Origin of the sequence: Lysinibacillus sp. FSL H8-0500 (assembly GCF_038051955.1) — a bacterium.
Lineage (GTDB): Bacteria > Bacillota > Bacilli > Bacillales_A > Planococcaceae > Lysinibacillus > Lysinibacillus macroides.
The window spans coordinates 145,678-171,183 of sequence record NZ_CP150292.1 but is presented as its reverse complement, the minus strand read 5'-3'; the positions used below and the strand labels follow the sequence as shown (position 1 = coordinate 171,183).

The window sequence follows — 25,506 nt, the reverse complement described above, 5'->3', positions numbered from 1 at the left end:
ATAATCTCCCCTATAAGTTTTGTTGATTATAGCGCTCTAATACTTTTTGGTAATAGTCATCAGTTGGATTTTCTTCTATTAATTCTGTCAACGCTTCCTCATAAAATGTTAGGTTGAAATGCTCGTTTAAATCTACATTTTCAACGTTCTTCACATAGCCTAAATTCTTCATTTGCTCCCATAATTGCTCTACCTGATGTTTATGGGGGTCAGCAGAATTAATTAAATGCTCCTCATTAACGATTTCATTGACAGTTGCATCATCTAGGTTAAAACGATCACGTGAAGTTTCTAATGCTTTTTCTGGTGTTTCAAGTTTTACTCTCTCTGCTTGAATCAAGCCTTTTAAAAACTTTTTATACGCAGTAGTCTGCTCATCAGATATATCCCCACGTGTAACAACACGGCAGCATACATGACCTGGCTGTACATCATTACTCCATGCAACAGGTGTTAATCCTGATTGCTGTGCCTTTGTTAAAAACCCTGTGCTTGCAAATGCTACATCTACTTTACCTGCTGCCGCTGCTTCAATTAAATTGGCCATCGTTTTAAATTCAATTATTTCAACATCTTTTGCTAAGTCTAAGCCCGCATTCTCTAAAGCCGTACGGAATACAATGTCTGGTACACTTAGACGCACTGTACCAATCACTTTCCCTTTATAATCTTCAAATGTTTGATATTGATCTTTATCCTTCTCTGGTACATAAATCGGGTGACCGCCCTCCATATGTCCACCAATAATATCTAAATCCGCTCCTTGTGCAATAAATGCTAAAGGTGTTGTCGTCCCAAACGTTAATCCCACATCTATCTTGTTGGACTGTAAAGCATTGACACCATCTGTAGATGCATTAAACGGCACCATCTCAACATCTAAATTCTCCTTTTCAAAGAAGCCTTCATGAATAGCAATATCTGCTAAAGGGGCACCATTCGCTTTTAAGTACCCTACTGACAACGAATATTTTTTATCTTGCTCTGCTGTATCTGTTGTTTCTTTTTGCGCTTCTTCCTTCTCAGGCGTGTTCGATGCATGATCCTCCCCACACGCTGTTAACATAAGTAATGACGCTATTGCTATACTATGAATAAACCATTTCCTAAAAGCTTTTTTCTTCATATTAAAATCCTCCTAAATTCCTTCTCCTATTGAAAATTGTTGTGATTGATTCAATTTATCTAGTACTCCTTTGTTCATAATCGCAAGTATTTCATCACGAAATTTAATAAATTCTAGGCTTTCAAGTAATTTTTTTCGATCACTTTGCTTATTAAATGGCACATCTAAAACATCTATAATGAATCCAGGAGGTCCTGGTGAAAACATCACAATTCGATCTGCTAATAAAATCGCTTCTTCTGCATCATGTGTAACGAATACAATTGTTCTCTTTTGGTCTCGATTAATCGTTAATACTAAATCCTGCAATTGAATGCGTGTCAGAGGATCCAAGGCTCCAAATGGTTCATCCATTAACATAATATCTGTCCCTAATGATAAAGCTCTTGCAATGGCTGCTCGTTGTCGCATTCCACCTGACATTTCTCCGGGGTATTTTTTGATGGCATGCCCTAGCTGAACAAGCGATAAATACTCATCAGCTAGTTGTTGAAGCTCTTTTTTTGACTTTTTTAGCCTTTGTTTTAATGCTAGCACTAGATTTTCCTGTGCGGTAAGCCATGGGAAAAGAGAATAATCCTGAAATACAACCGCTACATCATGACTGGTACCTTGCAATTTTTGTCCATTGACAATGATGTCACCAGACGAGGGTGTTGACAATCCCGTTAATAAGCGTAAAAATGTACTTTTCCCAGAGCCACTCGGCCCCATCAGTACAATAAATTCTCCTTCTCTTATTTCCAGCTTAATATCTTGCAATATTTCGATTTCACCATAATGAAAAAATACAGATTGCACGCTTATTTTAGTAGGAAATACTCCTGCTACAGTAGATGAGTCATTTTCTACTTCTTTCACAACATTCGGTGCCAATGCTCTGACCAAATAAATACCCCCTTTAAACCTTCTTAACCTATAATTTTAATATGTTTTAATCCTAAAAAATTTAGATGATTGTTGATTGGCTTACTTTTGGAAAATGCAAGCCTAGATTTTCGCGTAAGGTTTTTCCCTCATACTCTGTACGGAATAGTCCACGATTTTGTAGCTCTGGTGTCACGTAGTCAACAAAATCCTGAACACCCCCTGGGAAGTATGGAAATTTAACATTAAAACCGTCGGCAGCACCATTTATAAACCATTCACTTAATTTATCCGCAACAACATCACCTGAGCCAACCACAAATAGATGTCCTTGTGTGCTGACAAAATAACGAGCTAATTGTTTGATCGTTAGATTTTCTTTATGAGATAGCTCAGCTAACAATTGGAATCGTCCCTTCTCACCATTTACTTGCTCTACATGTTGAAGTTGCGGCAAATATTCATCTGGAGAATATTGCGATAAATCATGGTGTAAATACTGCGATAGCCAGCCAATGCCAAGCTCTGGTAGTATAAGTTCTTGAAAATGTTCGAATTTTTCTTCTGCTTCCTTCTGTGTTTGCGCTACAAATGGTACGATACCAGGCATAATTTTTAATTGGTCAGGATGGCGTCCATTGGATGCTACCCTTTGTTTCATATCATCATAAAGGGCTTTACCCGCCTGCACTGTCGATGAGGCAATGGTAAATAACACTTCTGCATGTTGAGCCGCAAAATCACGTCCTCGATCAGATGCACTTGCTGCCACAATTACAGGATGCCCTTGTGGGGGACGTGGTATATTAATAGGACCTCTTACTTTATAAAATCGTCCTTCATAATGGATCGGATGAATTTTATTAGCATTTAAAAATAAGCCTGTTTCCCGATTCAAGACTAATGTATCGTCCTCCCAGCTATCCCATAAGGCTTTTGTAATTTCAACAAATTCCTCACATTGCTCATACCGTAAATGGTGCTCAATCTGTTGTGCTAATCCAAAATTAGCTGCTTCATGGTCATGTGCAGTTGTGACAACGTTCCATCCTGCACGTCCTCCACTCATATGATCAATAGTGGCAAATTTTCTTGCTACGTTAAACGGATGATTGAAGGTTGTCGTTAAGGTTGCCACAAGACCAATATTTTTGGTAACTGCCGCTAACGTTGCCATCACCGCTGTTGCTTCGAGACGAATTTGTGGGGTATAGGCAATATCCTCTTCACTATGAGCTAGCACATCGGCTAAAAACAATAAATCAAACTTTCCTTTTTCAGCCATCTCTGCTATTTCTCGATATAGACTTAAACTGGTGACCTCTTCTGTTTTCGTTGCTGGATAACGCCAAGCTGCTAAATGATGCCCTAAGAATGTTTGAAAAAATGCTCCTAATCGTATTTGTCTTTTTCCTACCATTTTACGAATCCTCCTTAGCTCGGTTGGGGCTCTTTATTGATGCTGTCTTGAAAATGCTGAATTGCAGCGTTCGCAATATTTTGCAATACCATATCATTTAATGGCGGGTTGTATGCCCCACACTGTACATCACGAAAATATCGTTCAAGCGGTAGACTCTTCGATAAGGAATGTCCTCCTGCAATACTCATTGCTAATTCGACAATTTTTATAGCATTGTTACAAACTGTATATTTTGTCACAGCAACCTCATGACTGAGCTTATCTTGGATATTTTGATGGATATCCCATTTTTCAGCTAATCCATATAGCAATCCCCGAGAAACAGTAATTAAAATTTCGATTTCACCAATTTTTTGCTGCACATGCGGTGCTTCCACAATATAATTATTTAAGCTTGGCGAAAATCGCTGTGTTGCATATTTCAAAATAAAGTCTCTGGCTGCGGTTGCAATTCCTAAATAAATAGCTGGTAGCTGTAAAGTATAGGCACTGCTTTTACCAGTAAAGCGATTGAAGACCCCTTTTTCTGAATAAGCGAGCAGCGCCGTTTCAGGCAAACGCGTATTATGGAAAGCAATGTCCATGCTCCCCGTACCTCTCATCCCTAGTACATCCCATGTATCAATAATTTCGACAGAATCATCTTTTTCCACTAAAAATTCTGCAATTTTATCCTCTTCTTCGATGTAGGCAAGTACAGTAAACTGCTTGACGATGGGTGCTAATGTTGCAAATGATTTTCTGCCATTTAAGACATAGCCTGAGCCATTCTTTTTCACCGTTGTAGATGGTTTGCCACCACGCACAATATTACCTGCCGTTCTTTCTGTTGAATACACATTCAATAAGTAACCTTTTTCTACTGCTGTTTTACAAACCTCAGCAAAAATTTCCTCTTTCCAAGGACGAAAATGACTAAGGCTAAAAAATGTCATTAAATGCCACCCTATAGCTAATGCAGTTGAACCAGATGCTTTCGCTAACCTCTCCTGCACGAGTAAAATTTCGTATAAAGAGAGTTCATCTCCGCCATATTCTTTTGGAATGGTTAATTTTAAATAGCCTTCCTTTTTCAATAGTCGAAAATGCTCGTGTGGAAACGCACCCGATTCATCATATTGTGAAGCTGTCACAGCAATTTTCTTAGCAATGCGATTCGCATAATCCACTAATTGCTGATCTCTTGCATTGCGAATCGTTTGATTATTGTCATTCATTTTCATTGCCCCTTTTGTGCTTTTCGCGTAAATGATACAAATCATACCTTCGTATCTATTTCATCTTGATGTAATAGTACCTGTCGCTAATGCTTTCGGTACATAAAATATTTGCTGAATCAAGATATAGGTCATTGTTTTCATACGAAGGTATATGTATGATTTGATTACTTCAACGTAACAGATTTTATATCTCCACCAAATGGGCTAAAAAATACACGGTCGTTTGTGTTGGCTTTGCTCTGAATTGGTAGTTTGGGGAATAATAATTCTGCAACATTATATGCTTCCTCTAAGTGTGGGTAGCCCGAGAAAATAAAGGTTTCAATTCCTAAATCGGCATATTCCTGAATACGTGCAGCAACTGTATCTGGATCACCCACTAATGCAGTTCCCGCTCCTGTACGAACAAGACCTACACCCGCCCAAAGATTTGGGCTAATTTCTAATTTAGTCCGATCCCCTTTATGCAGATCTGTCATTAAACGCTGCCCTTCTGAATCCATACGACTAAATACTTTTTGAGCCTGCTCAATCGTTTCATCATCTACATATTGAATTAAATCACTTGCCGCCTGCCATGCTTCTTCCTCTGTTCTACGGACAATCAAATGAAGACGAATGCCAAATTTAATTGTTCGTCCTTGTTCCTCTGCCAATGCGCGCATCCTAGCAATTTTTTCTTCTACCTGCGCTGGTGGCTCTCCCCATGTTAAATAGGCATCAATATGTTTCGCCGCTACTTGCATCGCAATACCTGAAGACCCGCCAAAATACAGAGGTGGATAGGGCTGCTGAATAGTTTCATATGGCAATTGACCGCCAGCTACTTTCAAGTAATCCCCCTTAAAATCAACGGTATTTTCCGTAAATAAATCGCGCCAAATTGTTAAAAATTCATCTGTTAATTTATAACGTTCATCGTGGTCAAGGAAGAAGCCCTCTCCTGCTAACTCGACAGGATCTCCTCCAGCCACTACATTAATCAGCAACCGACCACCTGAAAAGCGATCTAATGTCGATGACAGTCTAGCTGCAAAGCTTGGAGACATTAAGCCAGGTCGTACGGCTACCAAAAATTTCAGATTTTCAGTAGCAGCAATTAAACTCGACGCAACAACAAAGCCCTCCTCACAGGTTTTCCCTGTTGGAATTAGTACACCTGTATATCCAAGCTGATCGACTGCCTGTGCGATTTGCCGTGTATAATCAAAGGTTGCTGGTCGTGCCCCCTCATATGAATTTAAATAGCGTACATCGCCATTTGTTGGAATAAACCAAAATACTTCCATTATTTTTCCTCCTTATGAATATGGTGAAATTTCAGGATATTTCCCATTTAATGCAAATTGTCCAATATCCCTTATTTTGTAATCAATAGGATCATGTAGCGTATGGGTTCGAACATTACGCCAATAACGATCAAAATTATACTTTGCCGATGTGGCACGTGCACCCATTAGTTCAAACATGCCATTTGTAATGCCTAATGCTGTTTTAACAATTTGAACCTTCGCTGTTGCCACTGCAATACTGCATTCACTACGCTGTTTGACAGTGAGTTGCTGTCTGTCATTCCAAGTAGCCTGTAGATGTTCATTAGCGATAGTAGACAAGGCTATAGCCGCCTGTAATTGAACAAAAAACTCACCATAATGGTAGACATAGTACGGGTCTTCTGTAGCATTCTGTATATTTGCTGTTAACCACGGTCTCGTAAAGTTTTTCGTATATTCCTTTGCAGCCTGAAATGCTCCTTCGGCCGTTCCTAACAGTACCTGATTTAAAATTGATTGGGCGATATGTGTACGGATAGTTGATTTAAGACTGGAAGTATGGGTGGGATTTGCAGCAAGCACCTCTTGTGCTAAAACTTCTACATGCTCAAACTGAACACTTCCGCTATCTGTTTGCCTTTGCCCAAAGCTATCCCAGTCATTTTCAACAAGTATACCTGTTCTTTTAGTAGGTATTACAGCAAATAAAATGCCCTCTTCATCTCTCTTTTGTGCAGAAATTAATAAAAGGTCTGAGTCACTGGCCCCTGAGCAAAAGCTTTTCACACCATTAATTTCCCAACCAGACTGTGTTTTTGTAGCTGTGACACGTTGATCTAATGGATTAAATGCATTACCCCAAAACAAATTTCCCTCGGCTGTCTGCTGAGCATAATATGCAAATTGCCTCTCTGTACCATAAAGATCTACAGTCGCTAAACATAAAAAGTGATAACCAAATAAATGAGCCAGCGAGCTATCCACCTGTGCAATTTGTTTAATAATAGCCAGCACATTTAACCAGTCTTGCCCGTATCCACCTAATTCTTTAGGTGTGATTAGCCCTAATAAATCACTACTGCGAATCAAGTCCCGCTGCTCCTTAGCAGTACCACCTTCCCTATCACGTTCACTCGCTGTTACTGCAAATTTGTCGATGAGGTCGCTCACCCTCGCACTGATTACTGTCATCATTTTATTCCCTCTTTCAATGCACTGTTATTTTTGCTAAGGCTAACTTTAGCTGATTGTCAATGCGTACGATGACTTCCTCTTCAATGATAAAATCTGTTGCTGTTTTTTTAATGTATCGATCTAAAATATAAATTCCCTGTAAAATTTGCGTTGCACCTAATGAGGCAAGCACTGGTTTTAATGCATAATCAATCGCTAATAAATGATGTAATGTTCCACCGACTGCAATCGGAATCACAATTTTATTTTCCAGCCCCTTTTGTGGCAGCAAATCTAAATAAGTTTTTAAAATACCCGAATATGCAGCCTTATAGACAGGTGTTAATATAATAACCACCTCCGCATCTGCCACTAATTGATTGGCTGCAATAATTTCTTCATGGTTAAAATTAGCTGAAAGTAAATCCTTTGCGGGTAATTGATAAATATCAATTATTTTAATATCTCTCACAGCTTGCTCAATATAGCTTTTCACACCGTTTACACGTGAAATACTTGAATTTGTTCCATTAATAATGACTGTACTTGACATTTTAAATCCTCCCAAGAATTGTATTGTCGACAGAATAGCTCAGCTTTCCAAAACAAAAAGCACTTATTCACAATGTCATGAACAAGTGCCTCTATTATGTATAGTTGGCTATTCAATATATTCCTAAATTACTTTTGCTTCATTACTACCTTTCCTATAATTTGCACCTATATGCTCTTGTGCTAAATAGGCTTTACCTTTCCCAAATAACTTTTCACGATAAACGCCTTCCTCATACTCTGTTTTTAATAGCTCCCGTCGTTGAAGCTCAGGTGTCACCAGGTCTGCAAAGTCAATAAAAGTACCTGGCGTAATAGCATACGCTATATTAAAGCCATCAATATCGGTTTCATCCACCCATTCTTCAAATTTATCAACAATTTGCTCAGGGGTTCCTACAACAACAGGTCCCATACCACCAATACCTGCAAAAGTAGCTAATTCCCTTACTGTCCATTTTTTATTTGGACTAAATTTTGTTAAGACTTCCAGTAGGGATTTTATGGCGTTTGTTTCAATGTAGTTGATTTCCTCATCTAAATCATATTGTGAGAAATCCACACCTGACCAGCCACTTAGCAGCGTTAATGCACCTTCTAAGCTAACATAGCTTGCTAACTCATCATATTTAGCCCATGCTTCTTGCTCTGTTTCACCAACAATTGGTGTAAATAAAGCAAATACCTTTAAGCTCTGTGGATCTCTGCCTTCATCTCGAGTTTTTTGGCGCAAGTCCTTCACATATGCCGCACTTGCCTCCTTTGATGGTACAGAAATAAATGTACATTCTGCATGCTTTGCTGCAAACTTTTTACCAGCCTCTGAGGCACCCGCTTGGAATAATACTGGTGTTCGTTGTGGGGATGGCTCACATAGATGGATACCGGGAACATCAAAATATTTCCCTTTATGCTGAATCTCATGAATTTTTGTAGGGTCTGTAAATACACCTGTTTCTTTATCACGGATGACAGCCTGCTCCTCCCAGCTTCCTTCCCACAGCTTATAACATACCTCTAAGTACTCATCAGCAATATGATAACGCTCTTGGTGCTGAAATCTATCCCCTATATCAATATTTTTAGTACCACTTTCTAAATAGGAGGTAACGATATTCCAAGCAACTCTGCCTTTTGTCAGATGATCGAGTGTTGAAATACGTCGAGCAAATGGATAGGGATGCTCAAAGGTTGTCGAGCATGTAATACCAAATCCTAAATGCTTTGTAGCATGTGACATAGCAGATACTAGCAAAATAGGGTCATTGACTGGCACTTGTGTTGCCTCTCGTATCGTTGTTTCTTTATCATTGCCATAGACATCATAAATACCAATTACATCAGCAATAAACAATCCATCAAAACGTCCTTTTTCCAGTGTTTTTGCTAGCTCCACCCAATACTCAATATCCTTATAGCGCCATGCCTGATCATCTGGATGTCTCCACAGACCTGGTGACTGGTGCGCCACGCAATTCATATCAAATGCATTCAAATAGATACGCTTTTTCTTCATAATAGTCTGCCCTTTCTACCCTCGCTTATCTTTAATTGATTATGCAGTTGTTGAAGCGTTCTTATCTTCTCCCCATAGCTCTAATGGCAAATCTAAAATCAGTTTGCCGACTTGATCACGTCCAATATGATTGGAGGGAGCCATTGGAATACCTCCACGTGCATCACGATATAGTCTCTCAAAAATGCCTTCTGCATAACCATAGCCACCAGCTACTTCCATCGCCACACGAGCTGCAAAATCAGCAAGCTCCGTTGTTTGCACCTTAAATTCTACAATTTCTCTCCCTAATAAAGAGAGGGATTCTCCTTTTGCTAATAGCTCATCATGGTGACGGGCTAAATCTAATTGCCATGCCTTTAAAGCTGTAATTTGAATTTGAACCTCTGCTAATCTTGCTCGTAATACTTGGTAATCAGCAAGACGTTTATTAAACCCTTTGTTTACAGCACTTTTCACATGATTCACCGCAGCATCTAATGCGCCTTGTGCTACCCCTAACCAAGCTGAGGCTAAACCTACTAAATAAATAGGGTTAATGCCCTCCGCAATAATATCCTTACCTAAGCCCTCTTTCCCTAAAAGATCTCGCTTTGGTACAACGACATGATCATAACGAATAGGTCCGCTATGATTGCCACGCACACCTAATGCCTTCCAAGGCCGTGCTGTAATGCCTTTACTTTTGCCATCTACAATAAAGAAGCTAAGATCACTAACATCCTCACTATCTGGCGTTCTTGTTTGTAATAAATAGAAATCGGCTTGACCTCCACTCGTTGTAAAGGATTTTTCTGCATTAATGACATAATCTTCTGCTCGGCGCTCTGCTTGACTTAAGCTATACCAAACATGACCACGCGTTGCTTTTTCACTAATCGAAAATGTACCAATTAATCCGTCACGAATCGGTAATAGCCAGCGTTCCTTTTGCTCATCATTTCCGTATAAATGAATGCCCTGTGCCCCGCCAACATGCATTGCATATACAAGTGCAGTCGAAGCATCTACCTTGCCAATTTCCTCTGCGGCAATGGCAAATCCTAAATAACCTAAGCCTAAGCCACCCCATTTTTCATCAATTGTGACAGAATTCCACCCTTCTTTCGCTAAAGCTAGAAGATTTTCACGCGGGAATTTTGCTTCCTTATCAATAATTTCTGCATTGGCTTTAATGACTGTTTCAATAATTGGACGAATTCGCTGACGAATCTCCTCTATATATTCTCTGGAATACGGATTTTTTTCTGCTACTATGCTCATTCATTTTCCCCCTTTAGAAATATACTTCATTAATGGGTAAGTCAATTTCATTTACTTCATAATTCCCAATTGCCCTTGCTTTGTAGACGGTTGGATTATGAGAAGAGATCGTACGAATATTGCGCCAATGCCGATCTAACTGGGCTGTTTTGCGTGTGGCAGAAGCACCTCCCACCTCAAATAATAGTGTTGATGCCTCGAGAGCTAGCTTGTCAACAACAACTTTAGCCTGGGCTGCACGCAATGATGCTTGATGGCTTGCTTTGTATGAAATGATACCTTTGTCAGCCGTTTCGATGGCTTTATCTAGCTCCTTCGCTGCTGCCAATACAATTGCTTTAGCGGCAAAGGCACTACTAGATAATTCGCCCACTACTTGTAGTAGCTGTGGATCTTCCGTTGGTTTTTCTGCCGCTGCAAAACTAAATGTTCTTGTCCTTGTCGATAGTAAATTCACCGCATCCTCTACAATAGTATGTAGAATTCCTACAATGACAGCCTGTAAGAATAACTGTAAATGTGCATTGAATGGTGTTGTATGATCAGGAATAGTAAAAACTTCTGATTTTTCAACAAATACATGTTTTAAGTTTGTTGTACCACTTCCCGTTAAGGTTTGACCGAATCCATCCCAATCATCTACCACTTCAATGCCCTCTCGATCAGTTGGCAAAATCACCCGAACCGTTTTGCCGTTAATATCTGAGGCCATAATCTCTACCCACTCTGCATATAACGTACCAGTACTAAAATATTTTGTACCATTTAGGCGATATCCGTCACCATCTACTGTTAGGCTCGTTTCAAATTGGAAAAGGCCCGCATTTATGCTATTTAGCTCTGTAAAGCCATTACCAATTAAATCGCCTTTCGCAATCGCTTCAAGCCATTTCACATTTTGTAAATTTTCTTTATCTAATAAAAACTGCTCGACTGCATAAAAGTGGTAGCGTAAACTATGCGCAACATCTGGGTCTACGGCTGCTAATTGAATAAGTACATCAAATACATCCTGAATGCTTGCACCAGCTCCTCCAAGTTCTTCAGGTAAGCGTAAAGCGCCTAAACGTGCCTTTTTTATTAACTGAATCGCATGATTTGGATGGACTGTTGGGTTTTCTCTACGCCGTTTTGCAGCATCATCCTTAATTTCTTGTATCAGCTTTGTTAATTCCTCACTATTAGGTTTGACAATTGGACCTAACGTTACTTGTATGGGCATATAAACACCTGCCTTATCTTAATTATTTTGTAATTGTAAATTGGCTTCTTTTTCTTTTACTAAAGGAATGACCTTTTCACCGAAAGCCTTCAAATCCTCCTCATAATGCAAGAAACCTGTTAGCACAATATTGATACCAATTTTCTTTAATTCAATAATTCGATCAGCAACTTGTTCAGCAGTACCAATTAACCCAGTTTTAAAGCCATCATTATATTGAACGAGATCCTCGTATGTTGATTCAGCCCACATGCCGTTTTTATCTTCTGTTGATTGACCCGCTTGTTTAACAGACTCTTTAAAGCCTAAAACAGCCTCATCATTTGCTTGCTCAACAATATCACGCAGTACTTGTTGAGCTTCTTCCTCTGAATCGCGCACAATCACAAAACCATTAATTCCAAATTCAATCGGTTCATTGCCATTTGCTTCCCGAAGAGCTTTTACTTCATCAATTTGAGCTTTAATTTTCTCTAAAGAACCGCCATTCATAAAGTAAACATCTGACACCCGCCCTGCCATTTCCTTCGCAGCCTCTGAATTACCACCTTGAAAAATCTTTGGCGTTTTAATAGGCTTTGGTTTTAACGGTGCTTGATTGACTCTATAAAAATCACCTTTATACGTAAATTCATCCTGTGTCCAAAGACCACGCAGAATATTAATAAACTCCTCAGAACGGCGATATCGTTCATCATGCTCTAACCATGGTTCACCATATCCAGTAAACTCCCCCTTAAACCAACCACTCACAATATTAATAGTTGCTCGACCATTACTTATTTGATCCACCGTAGCAATGATCTTCGCCATCACCGCTGGATGCCATAAACCAGGTAAAACAGCGGTAATAATATTTAATTTAGAAGTAGATGCTGCTAAGGCTGCTGCAAGTGCTGATGCCTCTAATTGATTTTCTGCTCCATAACTAGCGAAAAAGCGTGTTTGTAACAGGACATAATCAAATCCGATATTCTCGGCAATTTGAGCGTACCGTTTGTTCGCTTCAAAAGACCAATCAGTTTGTTGTGGAATATTAGAAATCACCAATCCGCCACTAACATTTGGTGCCCAATACGCAAATTGTAATGTCATACGTTTTTCCTCCTCACCAATAATCTATTTAACTTATGGGAATAATATGATTTATAATAAAAAAATTTTAAATTCCCTTTAACAAAGCACAAAAAAACTCCTTAATGTTTAAATTAAGAAGTCTCTAGTCGTCTAGCAGACCTACTATTAATAAAAGCTTCTATACACCGTAGTCGGTTAACAAATAGGAGCATTCAATTAACTAGTGAGTTACTCATTTATGATTGTTAGCTACATCATACATGCTTAAATTTATAAAGTCAACTATATTTATAAGAATTATCAGAATAAAAATTATTTATTACACTCAGCAATCGGTATATTCTCAATGAAAATGCAGTCTTTACAATTTTATAACGACTGCTTCGAATAAATACGCTGGATCACTGATAGAAGGGTTTCATAAAACTTACGCATATGAATTATATCAAACAGCAAAAGTTATTTATGTAGTTTTTTCGCATATAAACATTTATAGTGACACAGCTTCCCCATGTTATAGGCATTTCAATTACTTACTGAGATGCTATGCATACTCCATTGGTTCACACTTTACATATTTTCTGGGACGATTACCAATTGAATTAGAAAAGCACTGTCAAAATGTTCTTATGATAAATTGTAATATTAAGTACAATATCTGTAAGACAAAATAAAAGAAGTCCATAACGATTTCATGTAAAACACTAGTTACCACACAAACATCAGAGGAAGAATCATTATGATCTACACTTATCTTATCTATGTGTAAAAATGGAAAATCCGCTTGAATTAGGGCCTTCGATCATGACCATAGTAAAACAACTAAAAAAGGCTCTCTGATGATTTCAAAAAAATTACATCGTTCATTTTCAAGCCAATAAATCGAATTGTGGGACGAAATTCACTTTAACATCTGAATTAAAAGAGGCTGTTCAGGAAAAGTTGGGCGAAGCTTGGTCAACAGAACGGATTATTAACTATTTCTATCAAGCAAAGCTGAGTTTAAAGGCAGTTATCGTTGGATTTATGATGGTTCATTAGAAGTACCCATTATACGGTACTTCACCAAAAAGGGGGACGCTTCACACTTATTTCTAAGCATTCAAAGAAAATTTGCAAAAGGGAAATATTCAGACATTGGGAGTTAGATACAGGAGTTTCTGGGCATAGGTAGGCAAAGAGGTGGGCGCTACATTCATTGAGCAAAAAACACGTTGATATGTAGGTTTATTCATTTCAGACCGTTCTGCTATATCAATGTAGACTGCTGTTAGAGCGTTACATAAAGGGGCTATTCATACAGCGGAAAAGAAATTTAGCTGTTACACCATGCTTGCAAAAAAGGTAAGCTTCCAAGTCTATTTTGCAGATGCTTATGCTTCATGGCAATGTAGGTGTAATGAAAATGGGAATGGCTTATTATTCCTCAAGAAAACAAATTTTGATGATATCACCTTAGAGGAGATAAATGACGCATTACATCTCATCAACAATCGTCCAAGAAACTGTTTTAGGAAGAACTAGTACACTTAATTTGAAAAACTATCGTATAAATTAATGGATGCTTGAACAAATATTATAGAATCTAAAAAAACAGCCAGCTATGTGCTGACTGTTTTCCTTTTTGTTTGCCTAGCGATGTCCTACTCTCACAGGGGGAAGCCCCCAACTACCATCGGCGCTAAAGAACTTAACTTCCGTGTTCGGTATGGAAACGGGTGTGACCTCTTTGCCATTATCACTAGACTATTTGAAAGACAATACTTATTATAACATATTTTATAAAAATTACAAGTATATTATAATATTTTATTCTTTCAAAACTGGATAAACGGTGCATTGACTGTAACAAATATTTTGGTTAAGTCCTCGATCGATTAGTATTCGTCAGCTCCATGTGTCGCCACACTTCCACCTCGAACCTATCTACCTCATCGTCTTTGAGGGATCTTACTTACTTGCGTAATGGGAAATCTCATCTTGAGGGGGGCTTCATGCTTAGATGCTTTCAGCACTTATCCCGTCCACACATAGCTACCCAGCGATGCCTTTGGCAAGACAACTGGTACACCAGCGGTGTGTCCATCCCGGTCCTCTCGTACTAAGGACAGCTCCTCTCAAATTTCCTACGCCCACGACGGATAGGGACCGAACTGTCTCACGACGTTCTGAACCCAGCTCGCGTACCGCTTTAATGGGCGAACAGCCCAACCCTTGGGACCGACTACAGCCCCAGGATGCGATGAGCCGACATCGAGGTGCCAAACCTCCCCGTCGATGTGGACTCTTGGGGGAGATAAGCCTGTTATCCCCGGGGTAGCTTTTATCCGTTGAGCGATGGCCCTTCCATGCGGAACCACCGGATCACTAAGCCCGTCTTTCGACCCTGCTCGACTTGTAGGTCTCGCAGTCAAGCTCCCTTGTGCCTTTACACTCTACGAATGATTTCCAACCATTCTGAGGGAACCTTTGGGCGCCTCCGTTACCTTTTAGGAGGCGACCGCCCCAGTCAAACTGTCCGCCTGACACTGTCTCCTGCCCCGCTTAGGGGCATGGGTTAGAATTTCAATACAACCAGGGTAGTATCCCACCGACGCCTCCTTCGAAGCTGGCGCTCCGAGATCTCTGGCTCCTACCTATCCTGTACAAGTTGTACCAAAATTCAATATCAGGCTACAGTAAAGCTCCACGGGGTCTTTCCGTCCTGTCGCGGGTAACCTGCATCTTCACAGGTACTATAATTTCACCGAGTCTCTCGTTGAGACAGTGCCCAGATCGTTACGCCTTTCGTGCGGGTCGGAACTTACCCGACAAGGAATTTCGCTACCTTAGGACCGTTATAGTTACGGCCGCCGTTTACTGGGGCTTCAATTCGCAGCTTCGCTTGCGCTAACCACTCCTCTTAACCTTCCAGCACCGGGCAGGCGTCAGCCCCTATACGTCACCTTACGGTTTTGCAGAGACCTGTGTTTTTGCTAAACAGTCGCCTGGGCCTATTCACTGCGGCTCTCTCGGGCTTTCACCCTATCAGAGCACCCCTTCTCCCGAAGTTACGGGGTCATTTTGCCGAGTTCCTTAACGAGAGTTCTCTCGCACACCTTAGGATTCTCTCCTCGACTACCTGTGTCGGTTTGCGGTACGGGCACCTCTCACCTCGATAGAGGCTTTTCTTGGCAGTGTGAAATCAGGAACTTCGTCCATACGGACTCGCCATCACAGCTTGGCGTTACAGTGTGCGGATTTGCCTACACACACGCCTATCTGCTTGGACGCGCATATCCAACAGCGCGCTTACCCTATCCTCCTGCGTCCCCCCATTTCTCAAACGGTGAGGAGGTGGTACAGGAATATCAACCTGTTGTCCATCGCCTACGCCTATCGGCCTCGGCTTAGGTCCCGACTAACCCTGAGCGGACGAGCCTTCCTCAGGAAACCTTAGTCATACGGTGGACGGGATTCTCACCCGTCTTTCGCTACTCATACCGGCATTCTCACTTCTAAGCGCTCCACCAGTCCTTCCGGTCTGACTTCAACGCACTTAGAACGCTCTCCTACCACTGACATCGTAGATGTCAATCCACAGCTTCGGTGAATCGTTTAGCCCCGATACATTTTCGGCGCAGCGTCACTCGACCAGTGAGCTATTACGCACTCTTTAAATGATGGCTGCTTCTAAGCCAACATCCTGGTTGTCTGTGCAACGCCACATCCTTTTCCACTTAACGATTACTTGGGGACCTTAGCTGGTGGTCTGGGCTGTTTCCCTTTTGACTACGGATCTTATCACTCGCAGTCTGACTCCCGTGTATAAATATCTGGCATTCGGAGTTTGTCTGAATTCGGTAAACCGGGATGGCCCCCTCGTCCAAACAGTGCTCTACCTCCAGTATTCTCATCACGAGGCTAGCCCTAAAGCTATTTCGGAGAGAACCAGCTATCTCCAGGTTCGATTGGAATTTCTCCGCTACCCACACCTCATCCCCGCACTTTTCAACGTGCGTGGGTTCGGGCCTCCAGTAAGTGTTACCTTACCTTCACCCTGGACATGGGTAGATCACCTGGTTTCGGGTCTACGACCACGTACTATTTCGCCCTATTCAGACTCGCTTTCGCTGCGGCTCCGCCTTCTACAGCTTAACCTTGCACGTAATCGTAACTCGCCGGTTCATTCTACAAAAGGCACGCTATCACCCATTAACGGGCTCTAACTACTTGTAGGCACACGGTTTCAGGATCTCTTTCACTCCCCTTCCGGGGTGCTTTTCACCTTTCCCTCACGGTACTGGTTCACTATCGGTCACTAGGTAGTATTTAGCCTTGGGAGATGGTCCTCCCGGATTCCGACGGAATTTCACGTGTTCCGCCGTACTCAGGATCCACTCTGGAGAGAACGAACTTTCGACTACAGGGCTGTTACCTGCTCTGGCGGACCTTTCCAAGTCGCTTCATCTAACTCGCTCTTTTGTAACTCCGTATAGAGTGTCCTACAACCCCAAGAGGCAAGCCTCTTGGTTTGGGCTCTTCCCGTTTCGCTCGCCGCTACTCAGGGAATCGATTTTTCTTTCTCTTCCTCCAGGTACTTAGATGTTTCAGTTCCCTGGGTCTGCCTTCAAGACGCTATGAATTCACGTCAAGATCCTACGCGATTAAACGTAGTGGGTTCCCCCATTCGGAAATCTCCGGATCAAAGCTCACTTACAGCTCCCCGAAGCATATCGGTGTTAGTGCCGTCCTTCATCGGCTCCTAGTGCCAAGGCATTCGCCGTGCGCCCTTAATAACTTAACCAAGTTATTAAGCCTATAAAAAAACTTAAAAAATAAATGTGTTTGTTGCTGTCGCTGCGCTTTCGCACAAAAACAGCTTGTTACAATTTCAATGTCGTTTTATCCAGTTTTCAAAGAACAAAGCTACTGCCTGCTTCTACTTCTTCGCAGCTTTGCGACGAAAGCGTAGCGACAGGAGCACATATATGAAGTGTTTCATTCAGAAAGAATGAGCCTTCAAAACTGAACGCAAAACGTAATCATTGTTTCATCCTCGATGAAACATTCCGTAAATATCCTTAGAAAGGAGGTGATCCAGCCGCACCTTCCGATACGGCTACCTTGTTACGACTTCACCCCAATCATCTATCCCACCTTCGGCGGCTGGCTCCAAAAGGTTACCTCACCGACTTCGGGTGTTACAAACTCTCGTGGTGTGACGGGCGGTGTGTACAAGGCCCGGGAACGTATTCACCGCGGCATGCTGATCCGCGATTACTAGCGATTCCGGCTTCATGTAGGCGAGTTGCAGCCTACAATCCGAACTGAGAACGACTTTATCGGATTAGCTCCCTCTCGCGAGTTGGCAACCGTTTGTATCGTCCATTGTAGCACGTGTGTAGCCCAGGTCATAAGGGGCATGATGATTTGACGTCATCCCCACCTTCCTCCGGTTTGTCACCGGCAGTCACCTTAGAGTGCCCAACTAAATGATGGCAACTAAGATCAAGGGTTGCGCTCGTTGCGGGACTTAACCCAACATCTCACGACACGAGCTGACGACAACCATGCACCACCTGTCACCGTTGCCCCCGAAGGGGAAACTATATCTCTACAGTGGTCAACGGGATGTCAAGACCTGGTAAGGTTCTTCGCGTTGCTTCGAATTAAACCACATGCTCCACCGCTTGTGCGGGCCCCCGTCAATTCCTTTGAGTTTCAGTCTTGCGACCGTACTCCCCAGGCGGAGTGCTTAATGCGTTAGCTGCAGCACTAAGGGGCGGAAACCCCCTAACACTTAGCACTCATCGTTTACGGCGTGGACTACCAGGGTATCTAATCCTGTTTGCTCCCCACGCTTTCGCGCCTCAGCGTCAGTTACAGACCAGAAAGTCGCCTTCGCCACTGGTGTTCCTCCAAATCTCTACGCATTTCACCGCTACACTTGGAATTCCACTTTCCTCTTCTGCACTCAAGTCCCCCAGTTTCCAATGACCCTCCACGGTTGAGCCGTGGGCTTTCACATCAGACTTAAAGGACCGCCTGCGCGCGCTTTACGCCCAATAATTCCGGACAACGCTTGCCACCTACGTATTACCGCGGCTGCTGGCACGTAGTTAGCCGTGGCTTTCTAATAAGGTACCGTCAAGGTACAGCCAGTTACTACTGTACTTGTTCTTCCCTTACAACAGAGTTTTACGATCCGAAAACCTTCTTCACTCACGCGGCGTTGCTCCATCAGGCTTTCGCCCATTGTGGAAGATTCCCTACTGCTGCCTCCCGTAGGAGTCTGGGCCGTGTCTCAGTCCCAGTGTGGCCGATCACCCTCTCAGGTCGGCTACGCATCGTCGCCTTGGTGAGCCATTACCTCACCAACTAGCTAATGCGCCGCGGGCCCATCCTATAGCGACAGCCGAAACCGTCTTTTAGTCTTTTACCATGAAGCATAAGAGATTATTCGGTATTAGCCCCGGTTTCCCGGAGTTATCCCAAACTATAGGGTAGGTTGCCCACGTGTTACTCACCCGTCCGCCGCTAACGTTGAAGGAGCAAGCTCCTTCTCTGTTCGCTCGACTTGCATGTATTAGGCACGCCGCCAGCGTTCGTCCTGAGCCAGGATCAAACTCTCCATAAAAAGAAATTTGATTTGCTCAAATTGTTTTGCTGGCATCAATTTTGATGTCCAAAATTTTTGTTTTGTTCACTAGCCGAAGCTAGCTACTTAAAACTTGATTGATTACGTTTTGCTTGTTCAGTTTTCAAGGTTCATGTAATTGAATTGGTGGAGCCTAGCGGGATCGAACCGCTGACCTCCTGCGTGCAAGGCAGGCGCTCTCCCAGCTGAGCTAAGGCCCCATAATTTTTAGGAAATGGTCGGGAAGACAGGATTCGAACCTGCGACCCCTTGGTCCCAAACCAAGTGCTCTACCAAGCTGAGCTACTTCCCGTTGTTCTTTTGGCGCGCCCGACAGGAGTCGAACCCATAACCTTCTGATCCGTAGTCAGACGCTCTATCCAATTGAGCTACGGGCGCATTTAAAATGGTGCCGAGGACCGGAATCGAACCGGTACGGTAGTCACCTACCGCAGGATTTTAAGTCCTGTGCGTCTGCCAGTTCCGCCACCCCGGCACATTTGGAGCGGAAGACGAGGTTCGAACTCGCGACCCCCACCTTGGCAAGGTGGTGTTCTACCACTGAACTACTTCCGCATGTGCATACGTTTTTTATCTGGCAATGAAAATAATGGTGCGGGTGAAGGGAGTCGAACCCCCACGCCTTGCGGCGCTAGATCCTAAGTCTAGTGCGTCTGCCAATTCCGCCACACCCGCTTATTATTATTTCAAAATGGTGAGCCATGAAGGACTCGAACCTTCGACCCTCTGATTAAAAGTCAGATGCTCTACCAACTGAGCTAATGGCTCGGAAAATGGTGCCGGCTATAGGAATCGAACCCACGACCTACTGATTACAAGTCAGTTGCTCTACCTGCTGAGCTAAACCGGCATATGGTGGAGGATGACGGGCTCGAACCGCCGACCCTCTGCTTGTAAGGCAGATGCTCTCCCAGCTGAGCTAATCCTCCTGGGTAATATGCCTAGCGACGTCCTACTCTCACAGGGGGAAGCCCCCAACTACCATCGGCGCTAAAGAACTTAACTTCCGTGTTCGGTATGGAAACGGGTGTGACCTCTTTGCCATTATCACTAGACTATTTGAAAGACAATACTTATTATAACATATTTTATAAAAATTACAAGTATATTATAATATTTTATTCTTTCAAAACTGGATAAACGGTGCATTGACTGTAACAAATATTTTGGTTAAGTCCTCGATCGATTAGTATTCGTCAGCTCCATGTGTCGCCACACTTCCACCTCGAACCTATCTACCTCATCGTCTTTGAGGGATCTTACTTACTTGCGTAATGGGAAATCTCATCTTGAGGGGGGCTTCATGCTTAGATGCTTTCAGCACTTATCCCGTCCACACATAGCTACCCAGCGATGCCTTTGGCAAGACAACTGGTACACCAGCGGTGTGTCCATCCCGGTCCTCTCGTACTAAGGACAGCTCCTCTCAAATTTCCTACGCCCACGACGGATAGGGACCGAACTGTCTCACGACGTTCTGAACCCAGCTCGCGTACCGCTTTAATGGGCGAACAGCCCAACCCTTGGGACCGACTACAGCCCCAGGATGCGATGAGCCGACATCGAGGTGCCAAACCTCCCCGTCGATGTGGACTCTTGGGGGAGATAAGCCTGTTATCCCCGGGGTAGCTTTTATCCGTTGAGCGATGGCCCTTCCATGCGGAACCACCGGATCACTAAGCCCGTCTTTCGACCCTGCTCGACTTGTAGGTCTCGCAGTCAAGCTCCCTTGTGCCTTTACACTCTACGAATGATTTCCAACCATTCTGAGGGAACCTTTGGGCGCCTCCGTTACCTTTTAGGAGGCGACCGCCCCAGTCAAACTGTCCGCCTGACACTGTCTCCTGCCCCGCTTAGGGGCATGGGTTAGAATTTCAATACAACCAGGGTAGTATCCCACCGACGCCTCCTTCGAAGCTGGCGCTCCGAGATCTCTGGCTCCTACCTATCCTGTACAAGTTGTACCAAAATTCAATATCAGGCTACAGTAAAGCTCCACGGGGTCTTTCCGTCCTGTCGCGGGTAACCTGCATCTTCACAGGTACTATAATTTCACCGAGTCTCTCGTTGAGACAGTGCCCAGATCGTTACGCCTTTCGTGCGGGTCGGAACTTACCCGACAAGGAATTTCGCTACCTTAGGACCGTTATAGTTACGGCCGCCGTTTACTGGGGCTTCAATTCGCAGCTTCGCTTGCGCTAACCACTCCTCTTAACCTTCCAGCACCGGGCAGGCGTCAGCCCCTATACGTCACCTTACGGTTTTGCAGAGACCTGTGTTTTTGCTAAACAGTCGCCTGGGCCTATTCACTGCGGCTCTCTCGGGCTTTCACCCTATCAGAGCACCCCTTCTCCCGAAGTTACGGGGTCATTTTGCCGAGTTCCTTAACGAGAGTTCTCTCGCACACCTTAGGATTCTCTCCTCGACTACCTGTGTCGGTTTGCGGTACGGGCACCTCTCACCTCGATAGAGGCTTTTCTTGGCAGTGTGAAATCAGGAACTTCGTCCATACGGACTCGCCATCACAGCTTGGCGTTACAGTGTGCGGATTTGCCTACACACACGCCTATCTGCTTGGACGCGCATATCCAACAGCGCGCTTACCCTATCCTCCTGCGTCCCCCCATTTCTCAAACGGTGAGGAGGTGGTACAGGAATATCAACCTGTTGTCCATCGCCTACGCCTATCGGCCTCGGCTTAGGTCCCGACTAACCCTGAGCGGACGAGCCTTCCTCAGGAAACCTTAGTCATACGGTGGACGGGATTCTCACCCGTCTTTCGCTACTCATACCGGCATTCTCACTTCTAAGCGCTCCACCAGTCCTTCCGGTCTGACTTCAACGCACTTAGAACGCTCTCCTACCACTGACATCGTAGATGTCAATCCACAGCTTCGGTGAATCGTTTAGCCCCGATACATTTTCGGCGCAGCGTCACTCGACCAGTGAGCTATTACGCACTCTTTAAATGATGGCTGCTTCTAAGCCAACATCCTGGTTGTCTGTGCAACGCCACATCCTTTTCCACTTAACGATTACTTGGGGACCTTAGCTGGTGGTCTGGGCTGTTTCCCTTTTGACTACGGATCTTATCACTCGCAGTCTGACTCCCGTGTATAAATATCTGGCATTCGGAGTTTGTCTGAATTCGGTAAACCGGGATGGCCCCCTCGTCCAAACAGTGCTCTACCTCCAGTATTCTCATCACGAGGCTAGCCCTAAAGCTATTTCGGAGAGAACCAGCTATCTCCAGGTTCGATTGGAATTTCTCCGCTACCCACACCTCATCCCCGCACTTTTCAACGTGCGTGGGTTCGGGCCTCCAGTAAGTGTTACCTTACCTTCACCCTGGACATGGGTAGATCACCTGGTTTCGGGTCTACGACCACGTACTATTTCGCCCTATTCAGACTCGCTTTCGCTGCGGCTCCGCCTTCTACAGCTTAACCTTGCACGTAATCGTAACTCGCCGGTTCATTCTACAAAAGGCACGCTATCACCCATTAACGGGCTCTAACTACTTGTAGGCACACGGTTTCAGGATCTCTTTCACTCCCCTTCCGGGGTGCTTTTCACCTTTCCCTCACGGTACTGGTTCACTATCGGTCACTAGGTAGTATTTAGCCTTGGGAGATGGTCCTCCCGGATTCCGACGGAATTTCACGTGTTCCGCCGTACTCAGGATCCACTCTGGAGAGAACGAACTTTCGACTACAGGGCTGTTACCTGCTCTGGCGGACCTTTCCAAGTCGCTTCATCTAACTCGCTCTTTTGTAACTCCGTATAGAGTGTCCTACAACCCCAAGAGGCAAGCCTCTTGGTTTGGGCTCTTCCCGTTTCGCTCGCCGCTACTCAGGGAATCGATTTTTCTTTCTCTTCCTCCAGGTACTTAGATGTTTCAGTTCCCTGGGTCTGCCTTCAAGACGCTATGAATTCACGTCAAGATCCTACGCGATTAAACGTAGTGGGTTCCCCCATTCGGAAATCTCCGGATCAAAGCTCACTTACAGCTCCCCGAAGCATATCGGTGTTAGTGCCGTCCTTCATCGGCTCCTAGTGCCAAGGCATTCGCCGTGCGCCCTTAATAACTTAACCTACGGCTTTCGATATACGTCGTTATACAGCGTCAGCTTCACTCACTCAATCGCTTCCTTGCCTAACTCGTATCTCAAAACCCTTAAATTATTAAGCCTATAAAAAAACTTAAAAAATGTGTTTGTTACAATTTCAATGTCGTTTTATCCAGTTTTCAAAGAACAAAAAAATGGTGGAGCCTAGCGGGATCGAACCGCTGACCTCCTGCGTGCAAGGCAGGCGCTCTCCCAGCTGAGCTAAGGCCCCAAGAGGTATATATGGTGGGCCTAAATGGACTCGAACCATCGACCTCACGCTTATCAGGCGTGCGCTCTAACCAGCTGAGCTATAGGCCCTCTTGGAAGTTTTATATAATTATTCATAAACCTTCAAAACTGAACGCAAAACGTAATCATTGTTTCATCCTCGATGAAACCTTCCGTAAATATCCTTAGAAAGGAGGTGATCCAGCCGCACCTTCCGATACGGCTACCTTGTTACGACTTCACCCCAATCATCTATCCCACCTTCGGCGGCTGGCTCCAAAAGGTTACCTCACCGACTTCGGGTGTTACAAACTCTCGTGGTGTGACGGGCGGTGTGTACAAGGCCCGGGAACGTATTCACCGCGGCATGCTGATCCGCGATTACTAGCGATTCCGGCTTCATGTAGGCGAGTTGCAGCCTACAATCCGAACTGAGAACGACTTTATCGGATTAGCTCCCTCTCGCGAGTTGGCAACCGTTTGTATCGTCCATTGTAGCACGTGTGTAGCCCAGGTCATAAGGGGCATGATGATTTGACGTCATCCCCACCTTCCTCCGGTTTGTCACCGGCAGTCACCTTAGAGTGCCCAACTAAATGATGGCAACTAAGATCAAGGGTTGCGCTCGTTGCGGGACTTAACCCAACATCTCACGACACGAGCTGACGACAACCATGCACCACCTGTCACCGTTGCCCCCGAAGGGGAAACTATATCTCTACAGTGGTCAACGGGATGTCAAGACCTGGTAAGGTTCTTCGCGTTGCTTCGAATTAAACCACATGCTCCACCGCTTGTGCGGGCCCCCGTCAATTCCTTTGAGTTTCAGTCTTGCGACCGTACTCCCCAGGCGGAGTGCTTAATGCGTTAGCTGCAGCACTAAGGGGCGGAAACCCCCTAACACTTAGCACTCATCGTTTACGGCGTGGACTACCAGGGTATCTAATCCTGTTTGCTCCCCACGCTTTCGCGCCTCAGCGTCAGTTACAGACCAGAAAGTCGCCTTCGCCACTGGTGTTCCTCCAAATCTCTACGCATTTCACCGCTACACTTGGAATTCCACTTTCCTCTTCTGCACTCAAGTCCCCCAGTTTCCAATGACCCTCCACGGTTGAGCCGTGGGCTTTCACATCAGACTTAAAGGACCGCCTGCGCGCGCTTTACGCCCAATAATTCCGGACAACGCTTGCCACCTACGTATTACCGCGGCTGCTGGCACGTAGTTAGCCGTGGCTTTCTAATAAGGTACCGTCAAGGTACAGCCAGTTACTACTGTACTTGTTCTTCCCTTACAACAGAGTTTTACGATCCGAAAACCTTCTTCACTCACGCGGCGTTGCTCCATCAGGCTTTCGCCCATTGTGGAAGATTCCCTACTGCTGCCTCCCGTAGGAGTCTGGGCCGTGTCTCAGTCCCAGTGTGGCCGATCACCCTCTCAGGTCGGCTACGCATCGTCGCCTTGGTGAGCCATTACCTCACCAACTAGCTAATGCGCCGCGGGCCCATCCTATAGCGACAGCCGAAACCGTCTTTTAGTCTTTTACCATGAAGCAAAAGAGATGATTCGGTATTAGCCCCGGTTTCCCGGAGTTATCCCAAACTATAGGGTAGGTTGCCCACGTGTTACTCACCCGTCCGCCGCTAACGTCGAAGGAGCAAGCTCCTTCTCTGTTCGCTCGACTTGCATGTATTAGGCACGCCGCCAGCGTTCGTCCTGAGCCAGGATCAAACTCTCCATAAAAGAAATTTGATTTGCTCAAATTGTTTTGCTGGCATCAATTTTGATGTCCAAAATTTTTGTTTTGTTCACTAG

Annotated in this window: 11 protein-coding genes, 11 tRNA genes, 6 rRNA genes and 1 pseudogene; 1 reads left to right on the top strand and 28 read right to left on the bottom strand. The window is 44.1% G+C overall.

Going from position 1 to position 25,506, the window contains the following annotated elements; all coding sequences use genetic code 11:
- Window positions 1-10: 10 nt before the first annotated feature.
- The 11 genes from MHB44_RS00845 to sfnG all read right to left on the bottom strand — a co-directional run bounded on the left by MHB44_RS00845 (window position 11) and on the right by sfnG (window position 12,731).
- Entirely contained in the window at window positions 11-1,126 is a 1,116-nt protein-coding gene (locus tag MHB44_RS00845) for an ABC transporter substrate-binding protein (RefSeq protein WP_341301189.1), read from the bottom strand.
- Window positions 1,127-1,138: 12 nt separating this feature from the next.
- Window positions 1,139-2,014 carry an ABC transporter ATP-binding protein gene (locus MHB44_RS00840; RefSeq protein WP_341301188.1) on the bottom strand — a complete coding sequence of 292 codons (876 nt, stop codon included), beginning with the start codon at window positions 2,012-2,014 and terminating at the stop codon, window positions 1,139-1,141.
- A gap of 61 nt (window positions 2,015-2,075) precedes the next feature.
- The gene (locus tag MHB44_RS00835; protein ID WP_341301187.1) at window positions 2,076-3,413 is read right to left on the bottom strand and encodes an LLM class flavin-dependent oxidoreductase; all 1,338 of its coding nucleotides are present in this window, start codon (window positions 3,411-3,413) and stop codon (window positions 2,076-2,078) included.
- A 14-nt stretch (window positions 3,414-3,427) separates the two neighbouring features.
- Window positions 3,428-4,633 carry an acyl-CoA dehydrogenase family protein gene (locus MHB44_RS00830; RefSeq protein ID WP_341301186.1) on the bottom strand — a complete coding sequence of 402 codons (1,206 nt, stop codon included), beginning with the start codon at window positions 4,631-4,633 and terminating at the stop codon, window positions 3,428-3,430.
- A gap of 167 nt (window positions 4,634-4,800) precedes the next feature.
- Complete coding sequence (gene ssuD, locus MHB44_RS00825) at window positions 4,801-5,925, bottom strand: FMNH2-dependent alkanesulfonate monooxygenase (RefSeq protein WP_341301185.1); 1,125 nt, start codon at window positions 5,923-5,925, stop codon at window positions 4,801-4,803.
- Window positions 5,926-5,937: 12 nt separating this feature from the next.
- Complete coding sequence (locus MHB44_RS00820) at window positions 5,938-7,104, bottom strand: acyl-CoA dehydrogenase family protein (protein WP_341301184.1); 1,167 nt, start codon at window positions 7,102-7,104, stop codon at window positions 5,938-5,940.
- Window positions 7,105-7,117: 13 nt separating this feature from the next.
- Window positions 7,118-7,636 (bottom strand): NADPH-dependent FMN reductase, encoded by a 519-nt coding sequence (gene ssuE, locus MHB44_RS00815; RefSeq protein WP_341301183.1) that lies wholly within the window; start codon window positions 7,634-7,636, stop codon window positions 7,118-7,120.
- A 123-nt stretch (window positions 7,637-7,759) separates the two neighbouring features.
- Window positions 7,760-9,151, bottom strand: coding sequence for an LLM class flavin-dependent oxidoreductase (locus MHB44_RS00810; RefSeq protein WP_341301182.1), 1,392 nt, complete (start codon window positions 9,149-9,151; stop codon window positions 7,760-7,762).
- Window positions 9,152-9,190: 39 nt separating this feature from the next.
- Window positions 9,191-10,414, bottom strand: a complete 1,224-nt coding sequence (locus MHB44_RS00805; protein ID WP_341301181.1) for an acyl-CoA dehydrogenase family protein — start codon at window positions 10,412-10,414, stop codon at window positions 9,191-9,193.
- A gap of 13 nt (window positions 10,415-10,427) precedes the next feature.
- Window positions 10,428-11,636 carry an acyl-CoA dehydrogenase family protein gene (locus MHB44_RS00800; protein ID WP_341301180.1) on the bottom strand — a complete coding sequence of 403 codons (1,209 nt, stop codon included), beginning with the start codon at window positions 11,634-11,636 and terminating at the stop codon, window positions 10,428-10,430.
- A gap of 18 nt (window positions 11,637-11,654) precedes the next feature.
- Window positions 11,655-12,731, bottom strand: a complete 1,077-nt coding sequence (gene sfnG / locus MHB44_RS00795) for a dimethylsulfone monooxygenase SfnG (protein ID WP_341301179.1) — start codon at window positions 12,729-12,731, stop codon at window positions 11,655-11,657.
- Between the two features lie 1,338 nt (window positions 12,732-14,069).
- On the opposite strand from sfnG, the pseudogene MHB44_RS00790 reads away from it, so the two are divergent.
- A pseudogene (locus tag MHB44_RS00790) lies at window positions 14,070-14,216 on the top strand (IS30 family transposase); the annotation flags it as partial.
- Window positions 14,217-14,343: 127 nt separating this feature from the next.
- On the opposite strand, the gene rrf (MHB44_RS00785) reads toward MHB44_RS00790, so the two are convergent.
- From rrf (MHB44_RS00785) to MHB44_RS00705, 17 genes are all read right to left on the bottom strand, one after another.
- Window positions 14,344-14,459 (bottom strand): 5S ribosomal RNA (rrf, locus tag MHB44_RS00785).
- A 111-nt stretch (window positions 14,460-14,570) separates the two neighbouring features.
- Window positions 14,571-17,499, bottom strand: a 23S ribosomal RNA gene (locus MHB44_RS00780).
- Between the two features lie 281 nt (window positions 17,500-17,780).
- Window positions 17,781-19,332, bottom strand: a 16S ribosomal RNA gene (locus MHB44_RS00775).
- 145 nt (window positions 19,333-19,477) lie between these two features.
- A tRNA-Ala gene (locus tag MHB44_RS00770) sits at window positions 19,478-19,553 on the bottom strand.
- 15 nt (window positions 19,554-19,568) lie between these two features.
- Window positions 19,569-19,645, bottom strand: a tRNA-Pro gene (locus MHB44_RS00765).
- Window positions 19,646-19,654: 9 nt separating this feature from the next.
- Window positions 19,655-19,731, bottom strand: a tRNA-Arg gene (locus MHB44_RS00760).
- A gap of 8 nt (window positions 19,732-19,739) precedes the next feature.
- Window positions 19,740-19,828 (bottom strand) — tRNA-Leu (locus MHB44_RS00755).
- A 5-nt stretch (window positions 19,829-19,833) separates the two neighbouring features.
- Window positions 19,834-19,908: transfer RNA gene (locus MHB44_RS00750), tRNA-Gly, on the bottom strand.
- 35 nt (window positions 19,909-19,943) lie between these two features.
- Window positions 19,944-20,028: transfer RNA gene (locus tag MHB44_RS00745), tRNA-Leu, on the bottom strand.
- 17 nt (window positions 20,029-20,045) lie between these two features.
- A tRNA-Lys gene (locus MHB44_RS00740) sits at window positions 20,046-20,121 on the bottom strand.
- A gap of 6 nt (window positions 20,122-20,127) precedes the next feature.
- A tRNA-Thr gene (locus tag MHB44_RS00735) sits at window positions 20,128-20,203 on the bottom strand.
- Between the two features lie 3 nt (window positions 20,204-20,206).
- A tRNA-Val gene (locus tag MHB44_RS00730) sits at window positions 20,207-20,282 on the bottom strand.
- A 10-nt stretch (window positions 20,283-20,292) separates the two neighbouring features.
- Window positions 20,293-20,408, bottom strand: a 5S ribosomal RNA gene (gene rrf, locus MHB44_RS00725).
- Between the two features lie 111 nt (window positions 20,409-20,519).
- Window positions 20,520-23,448: ribosomal RNA gene (locus MHB44_RS00720) — 23S ribosomal RNA — on the bottom strand.
- Window positions 23,449-23,618: 170 nt separating this feature from the next.
- Window positions 23,619-23,694: transfer RNA gene (locus tag MHB44_RS00715), tRNA-Ala, on the bottom strand.
- Window positions 23,695-23,706: 12 nt separating this feature from the next.
- Window positions 23,707-23,783, bottom strand: a tRNA-Ile gene (locus tag MHB44_RS00710).
- 99 nt (window positions 23,784-23,882) lie between these two features.
- Window positions 23,883-25,434, bottom strand: a 16S ribosomal RNA gene (locus MHB44_RS00705).
- The 16S, 23S and 5S rRNA genes sit together here with 11 tRNA genes alongside, the layout of an rRNA operon.
- Window positions 25,435-25,506: the final 72 nt, after the last annotated feature.

Excerpts from the sequence above, each read along its gene's own strand:
- ssuD (WP_341301185.1), bottom strand. The coding sequence starts at position 5,925 with ATGGAAGTATTTTGGTTTATTCCAACAAATGGCGATGTACGCTATTTA.
- ssuE (WP_341301183.1), bottom strand. The coding sequence starts at position 7,636 with ATGTCAAGTACAGTCATTATTAATGGAACAAATTCAAGTATTTCACGT.
- sfnG (WP_341301179.1), bottom strand. The coding sequence starts at position 12,731 with ATGACATTACAATTTGCGTATTGGGCACCAAATGTTAGTGGCGGATTG.
- MHB44_RS00845 (WP_341301189.1), bottom strand. The coding sequence starts at position 1,126 with ATGAAGAAAAAAGCTTTTAGGAAATGGTTTATTCATAGTATAGCAATA.
- MHB44_RS00820 (WP_341301184.1), bottom strand. The coding sequence starts at position 7,104 with ATGATGACAGTAATCAGTGCGAGGGTGAGCGACCTCATCGACAAATTT.
- MHB44_RS00810 (WP_341301182.1), bottom strand. The coding sequence starts at position 9,151 with ATGAAGAAAAAGCGTATCTATTTGAATGCATTTGATATGAATTGCGTG.
- MHB44_RS00835 (WP_341301187.1), bottom strand. The coding sequence starts at position 3,413 with ATGGTAGGAAAAAGACAAATACGATTAGGAGCATTTTTTCAAACATTC.
- MHB44_RS00800 (WP_341301180.1), bottom strand. The coding sequence starts at position 11,636 with ATGCCCATACAAGTAACGTTAGGTCCAATTGTCAAACCTAATAGTGAG.
- MHB44_RS00805 (WP_341301181.1), bottom strand. The coding sequence starts at position 10,414 with ATGAGCATAGTAGCAGAAAAAAATCCGTATTCCAGAGAATATATAGAG.
- MHB44_RS00830 (WP_341301186.1), bottom strand. The coding sequence starts at position 4,633 with ATGAATGACAATAATCAAACGATTCGCAATGCAAGAGATCAGCAATTA.